Raw genomic sequence first — 5,368 nt, forward strand, 5'->3', positions numbered from 1 at the left:
GGAGTGGATTCCATACATCATGTTGGAGCTAATACTCATTCATATCGTATTAACGTGAACTTGGATTAGTTTTATTTGCATATTTTTGTGCCAATAAGACTTATTTAATGTAATTCATGTTTTCTACATTTCGAACAAACACTTTTATACAAAAGTGCAATCAGGAGCATAATGTGTATGAGTTAAATTGGTTATGATTGTGGAAAATTTAGAGCTGCTCGGGATTCAAAATGATCTCGCTCAATCTGATAAATCAAAGAAGTACCTTAATATCACAAGAGACACTGATGAGTTTCTATCTGTGCTGGTTAAAGCAACTAGCGCACGCAAGAGCTTGGAAGTTGGTACATCTAACTGATATTCAACGATTTGGTTAGCTTCGGCACTTCCTGATGATGGTAAAGCTTACACCATTGAAGCGAACCTTTTTAAAACAGGTGGTTTATTGGTCTGTGACAATGCCACCTCACATGCACAAGAATTTGCAGACTTCAGAGCTTGGATAAGCTCTCAGCAACACCTGAGTGCTTCATTAGTACCAGTATTACTGGTCTATAAAGGGGGAAAATATGGCTTATAGAAGTCGTTCGACACTCATAAATTTACTTTCTGAACTTTATGATCTTATGGGTGATTTTTGGATAGTAGGTATGGTTCTTAGCCTGATATTTACTGTCATCACGGCATTAGCTATAAACTGGGCTTTTAATACAACTGTAAATGATAACGGAAATGTCATAACTCAGTTGTTAGCGCCAATTTATTTCTTTCGTTGGTTAACAGTGCTAGGGCCTGGAATACCAATGATTATGTTTTCAATGAAAACTTATCAAGCATGGTCGAAGCTCATATAGAGGGAAAATTCGTATCAACACGCGCACTAAAATCAATCTCCACCTCCACCAAGCAGAGGCCAGTGAAAGATGAATAGAATCCGAAATATGACAGTTAGATCCCTATTCAAAGTGAAGCCTTCAAGCTTAATAAAAGCATCGCTTGCCAGCATCTTTGTTTTGGTTATAAGTGCAATCGAGAACAGGGTTCTATCTGAACTCCATAGCGAGCCGTCAGTTGTTTATTCGCAGTATTCCTATAATGGCAAGTTTGGTAATGCTGGTCGCGGTTTGAGCTACGACATCATACTTAACGAAGACGATGGCGCTGAGTACAAAGTACAAGGGTATGATTTCGCAAGGCTTCGAAGGCTAGAAACTTACCGTAAAACAGGTAGGCTTGAGCCTGGGGAGATCGGAGGGATCAGAGTTGGTTTAGTGCCGACGCGAATTGAAAATATTGATCAGGTTGTTTACATCGAGTTTAACAATCAAGTATTGCGTGAGGCTAGTTCCGCGATTAGCGATTTGAACAAACGCAATAGAGATAGACTTGTTTTGGGCTTTGTGGGGGCTGTGATTTGCTTCTTGTTAATTGTAGCTATCGAGAACATTAGGGTCCGAAATGATGCCAATTGAACCGTTGTCCTATGATGGTCAATGTTCAATGCGAACAACTAGAGAAGCGGTGGACCTGTTTTCCTGATTGTTTTATCAAATGTAACGGAGTAATTGTAGATAACCTTGTAACTCAACGTGAAGGCCAAGGCTACAGTATGTTGAAATTGACTGAATTTGGGAAAACTGATTCATAAGGGGAAAATTTGTGACTATTCAGCAATAGTCAGTTTATAGCGGTCTTGGTATGTTCAACAATAGTTGCCTGCATATTAAGCGTTGGTACAGAATCAATACAGAACTAATCTTTGACATCCTTATGGGTGTGGTTCTCGCTCATGCTTTAAAAGCAGGCCACAACATGATCAAAAGAGACCCTGAATCTAAAGCTGATTAAAACAATTATGTCCAGAGGTTTGACAGAGCCGATCATGGCAAACTGTGATCACCAAGCGATTCTGTCGTATCTTAATTACCAAGCGGCTTTGTCATTACGTTAACTACCGAAGGAAAATGACGGGACTGAATTAGCGTACTTTTTAAAGTAGTTAAATAAGCTTTAGAGGGTGCTAAGGATGTTCTATATGGATTCAAAATCACAGTTTACTGTCGATATAATTAGCAAAGTCCTTGATGGCAAAATTACTATCGATAGCGACACGCAATTGCTGCAGAAATCTCGAGGGACGGTTGAACGTTACTTGAATAGCTATCGCAAGGAAGGCATTCGGTTTGTGATTCACGGTAACACTGGTCGTGCCCCCATCAATAAAATCCCTGAGTCACTCAAGAAAGAGGTTCAAGCCCTCATTCAAACCAAGTGCTACGACTTTAATCTTCAACAGAGCTACTCATACCTTACAAGGATCATGTCCATATCATCACGGCAGATAGCGGGAGAGAGTTTGCAGGTCATGAAACCATCGCAAAGGAACTGGGGGCTGATGTGTACCCCCGGTATTTTGCCCATCCTTACAGTTCTTGGGAGCGTGGAGCTAATGAGAATGCTAACAGTCTTTTGAGGCAATATGTGAAGAGAGGAATCGACCTAACAGTGGTAACAGACAACGTTGTTGAATTCGGGGATTATTAAACGGCATTTAATGTCTATTATTCTATTGCGTGAAACTGGTACATTAAAACAAAGTTTTGGTATAACAGTCTTAATACCTACACTGATCATAGGAAGTTAAATGAACGAAGTACCGCCATTATTACCTGAGTCTAATTACATTCTGTTGTCTGAACTAATGCTATCGTTGACAACAGCTCTGGATATGACGGAAGGACAACCACCGGAACATTGCATTCGTTGCTGCTGGATAGGTATGCACATAGGTGAGAAAATCGGTTTATCAGAAAGCGAACTTCATGATCTCTATTTTACCCTGTTATTAAAAGATACGGGCTGTAGTAGTAATGCAGCCCGTATTTGCGAACTCTATCTCGCTGACGATCAGGAGTTTAAACGTAATTTTAAGACGGTAGGAACAAACCTATCAAGTGTCATTAACTTTGTTATTCGCAATACGGGGAAAAATAAAAACTGGTTAACTCGCATCACTAAGACGATAGATATCTTAAAAAATGGAGATTCCTACGCTCAAGAGTTGATAGAAACTCGCTGTTCGAGAGGTGCCGATATTGCGAGAGAATTAAGGTTTAATGAAAACGTCGCATTAGGGGTTCATTCTTTAGATGAACATTGGGATGGTAGTGGTCGGCCAGAAAACCTCGCTCAACAAAATATTCCATTAAATTCTCGTATTGCGTTACTCGCACAAGTTATTGACGTTTTTCAATCTGAACACAATTTCGAAACCGCGCTAAACGAAGCAAACGAAAGAAGTGGGAGCTGGTTTGATCCAGCTTTAGTTTCTGCGATAAACGAAATAGGAAAGGATAACGAATTCTGCACTGTCTTAACCTCATCAAATATCATTGATAAAGTTATGGCATTAGCGCCAGCAAAAGCCAGCATACTCATTGATGATGACTACCTTGATTGCATCGTTTTTGCGTTTGGAAAAATTATCGACAGTAAAAGCCCTTTCACATCTGGTCATAGCGAGAGAGTTGCCTTCTTTACGGATCTTATTGCTATCGAAATGGGGGTATCAGAAGAAGAACGGAAATGGCTTAAGCGTGCAGCGCTATTGCACGATGTTGGGAAGTTAGGTGTGAGTAATACGATACTCGATAAACCTGGAAAATTAGATGACGATGAATGGTTATCTGTTCAACAGCATGCTCAATTTACTAAAGATATATTATCGAAGATAACCCCCTTTAAAAACCTATCCAACATGGCAGGCAGCCATCATGAAAAGCTTGATGGCACTGGATACCCCAATAAACTAAGTGCAGAATGCATTGTATTGTCGACCCGAATTATCACTACCGCTGATATTTTTGATGCTATTACAGCAGAAAGACCTTACCGCGGAGCAGTACCAGTACCAAAAACATTGGATATAATGTCTGAAAATTTAAATACTGCGATTGATCCTGAATGCTTTGAAGCATTGAAGCGTGTGTTGGATAAATTGCCAAAGGGACTGATAACTCTTGATTCCACTGTTTAGCCATCGGTTTGTAGGTAACCGTTGTAGTCCCTAAAAAGGCAATAGGCTTCGCAACTCGGCGTTCCGAGCACTCCTACACCTTGCAGTTAAGCATTTAGTGCAAATCCTGATCGCTAGCAAGCTTTTGTCGGGTAGACGACACCTGTTACCAAGTGCCGTCTCCCTAAGAACCCAGCGTGCAACTTTCACTGCACTAGGCTCAAGCCTCCGCGAAGGCATCGTTTGATACCCAGCAACTTATAAAGCAGTCGGAGCAGGTTCGTTCCAAGAGTTACGAGCTAGCCTTTTGGACTTCCTTTTAGCCAAGTATTCTTGGTATTGAGGGTCAAATGGAGTCGCTGCACTTCGGATTTTCACATGCCTTTCTATTGGCACTTTGGCTATTTGGAAGAGATTGAACTGGCAATCCATATCCATGATCTTCTGCCAACCGTGATACTGCCACTGGCCTTTTCGGTTGATGAAGTATTTTAGGGCGATCCAAGTTTTAGACTTTGTTGGATGGCGCCTTTTTGCCCAGTGCCACAATGTATGGAATAGCTTGTGGCCTACATATCCGAATACTTGTTTGGCAACGCGGTGTCGGTAGTAGTTCGACCACCCCCTAAGTTTCGGATTTATCAGTTTGATAAGATCATTCACTGGTAGGGTTACGTGCTTTTTGATGAGTTCACGCAGATTACTCAAGAACATCAACGTGTTGGATTTATTCGGTTTAATGAGCAATTTCCCTTTGTACTTCCTTTGAAACGCAAGTGACGACGAAATCGTCGGCGTAACCAATAAAGTTGGCTCTTGCTCCTTTCATAAGAACGGTAGACTTAATGCGCTGTTCGAGACCCGATAATGTCATCAACATCAAGGTTGGGGAAATGATCCCGCCTTGCGGTGTGCCTTCATCGGTGTCGTAAAACAGCCCTTTATCTACAAATCCAGACTTTAGCCACTGCTCCAACATTCGTTTATCCATGGCGATGTTATCCATAAGTCATTGATGCCCGATTTTGTCGAAGCAAGCTTTAATATCTCCTTCAAGACCCCATTTAGCCAATTTCTTTAAAGCTAAACACTTGAAGCACTGGTCGACAGCGTCAGCCGTACTACGATTTGCTCTAAAGCCATAACTATTAGGGTCGGCAATTGTTTCTGATATGGGCTCTAGCGATAATAGGTGTAGTGCTTGTTGTGCTCTGTCTATCATGCATGGGATGTCCAGAGGTCGAAGTTTGCCATTCTATTTGGGGATATAGATACGCCTGAGTGGTTTCGCTTGATAAGCTTTTCGACTCAGTTGATTTACTGCTTTCATAAGCTTTGTTGCGTAATTCAATG

3 protein-coding genes and 3 pseudogenes are annotated in these 5,368 nt (G+C 41.2%); 5 read left to right on the forward strand and 1 reads right to left on the reverse strand.

The genetic code is table 11. The features are described 5' to 3' along the window. The first annotated feature begins 569 nt into the window (after positions 1-569). From AACT19_RS24040 to AACT19_RS24060, 5 genes and pseudogenes are all read left to right on the forward strand, one after another. Positions 570-854 carry a hypothetical protein gene (locus AACT19_RS24040; protein WP_076649123.1) on the forward strand — a complete coding sequence of 95 codons (285 nt, stop codon included), beginning with the start codon at positions 570-572 and terminating at the stop codon, positions 852-854. An 87-nt stretch (positions 855-941) separates the two neighbouring features. Further along, the gene (locus AACT19_RS24045; RefSeq protein WP_076649125.1) at positions 942-1,472 is read left to right on the forward strand and encodes a hypothetical protein; all 531 of its coding nucleotides are present in this window, start codon (positions 942-944) and stop codon (positions 1,470-1,472) included. A gap of 554 nt (positions 1,473-2,026) precedes the next feature. Continuing rightward, positions 2,027-2,293, forward strand: a pseudogene (locus tag AACT19_RS24050) (ISNCY family transposase); the annotation flags it as partial. Further along, a pseudogene (locus AACT19_RS24055) lies at positions 2,287-2,532 on the forward strand (IS30 family transposase); the annotation flags it as partial. The pseudogenes AACT19_RS24050 and AACT19_RS24055, both read left to right, overlap by 7 nt. A 112-nt stretch (positions 2,533-2,644) precedes the next feature. Then, complete coding sequence (locus AACT19_RS24060; protein WP_076649127.1) at positions 2,645-4,036, forward strand: HD-GYP domain-containing protein; 1,392 nt, start codon at positions 2,645-2,647, stop codon at positions 4,034-4,036. Positions 4,037-4,273: 237 nt separating this feature from the next. Here AACT19_RS24060 and AACT19_RS24065 read toward each other — a convergent pair. Beyond that, positions 4,274-5,368 (reverse strand): annotated as a pseudogene (locus AACT19_RS24065) (reverse transcriptase domain-containing protein); the annotation flags it as partial.

This window comes from Vibrio sp. 10N.222.47.A9, assembly GCF_963872585.1.
Lineage (GTDB): Bacteria > Pseudomonadota > Gammaproteobacteria > Enterobacterales > Vibrionaceae > Vibrio > Vibrio splendidus.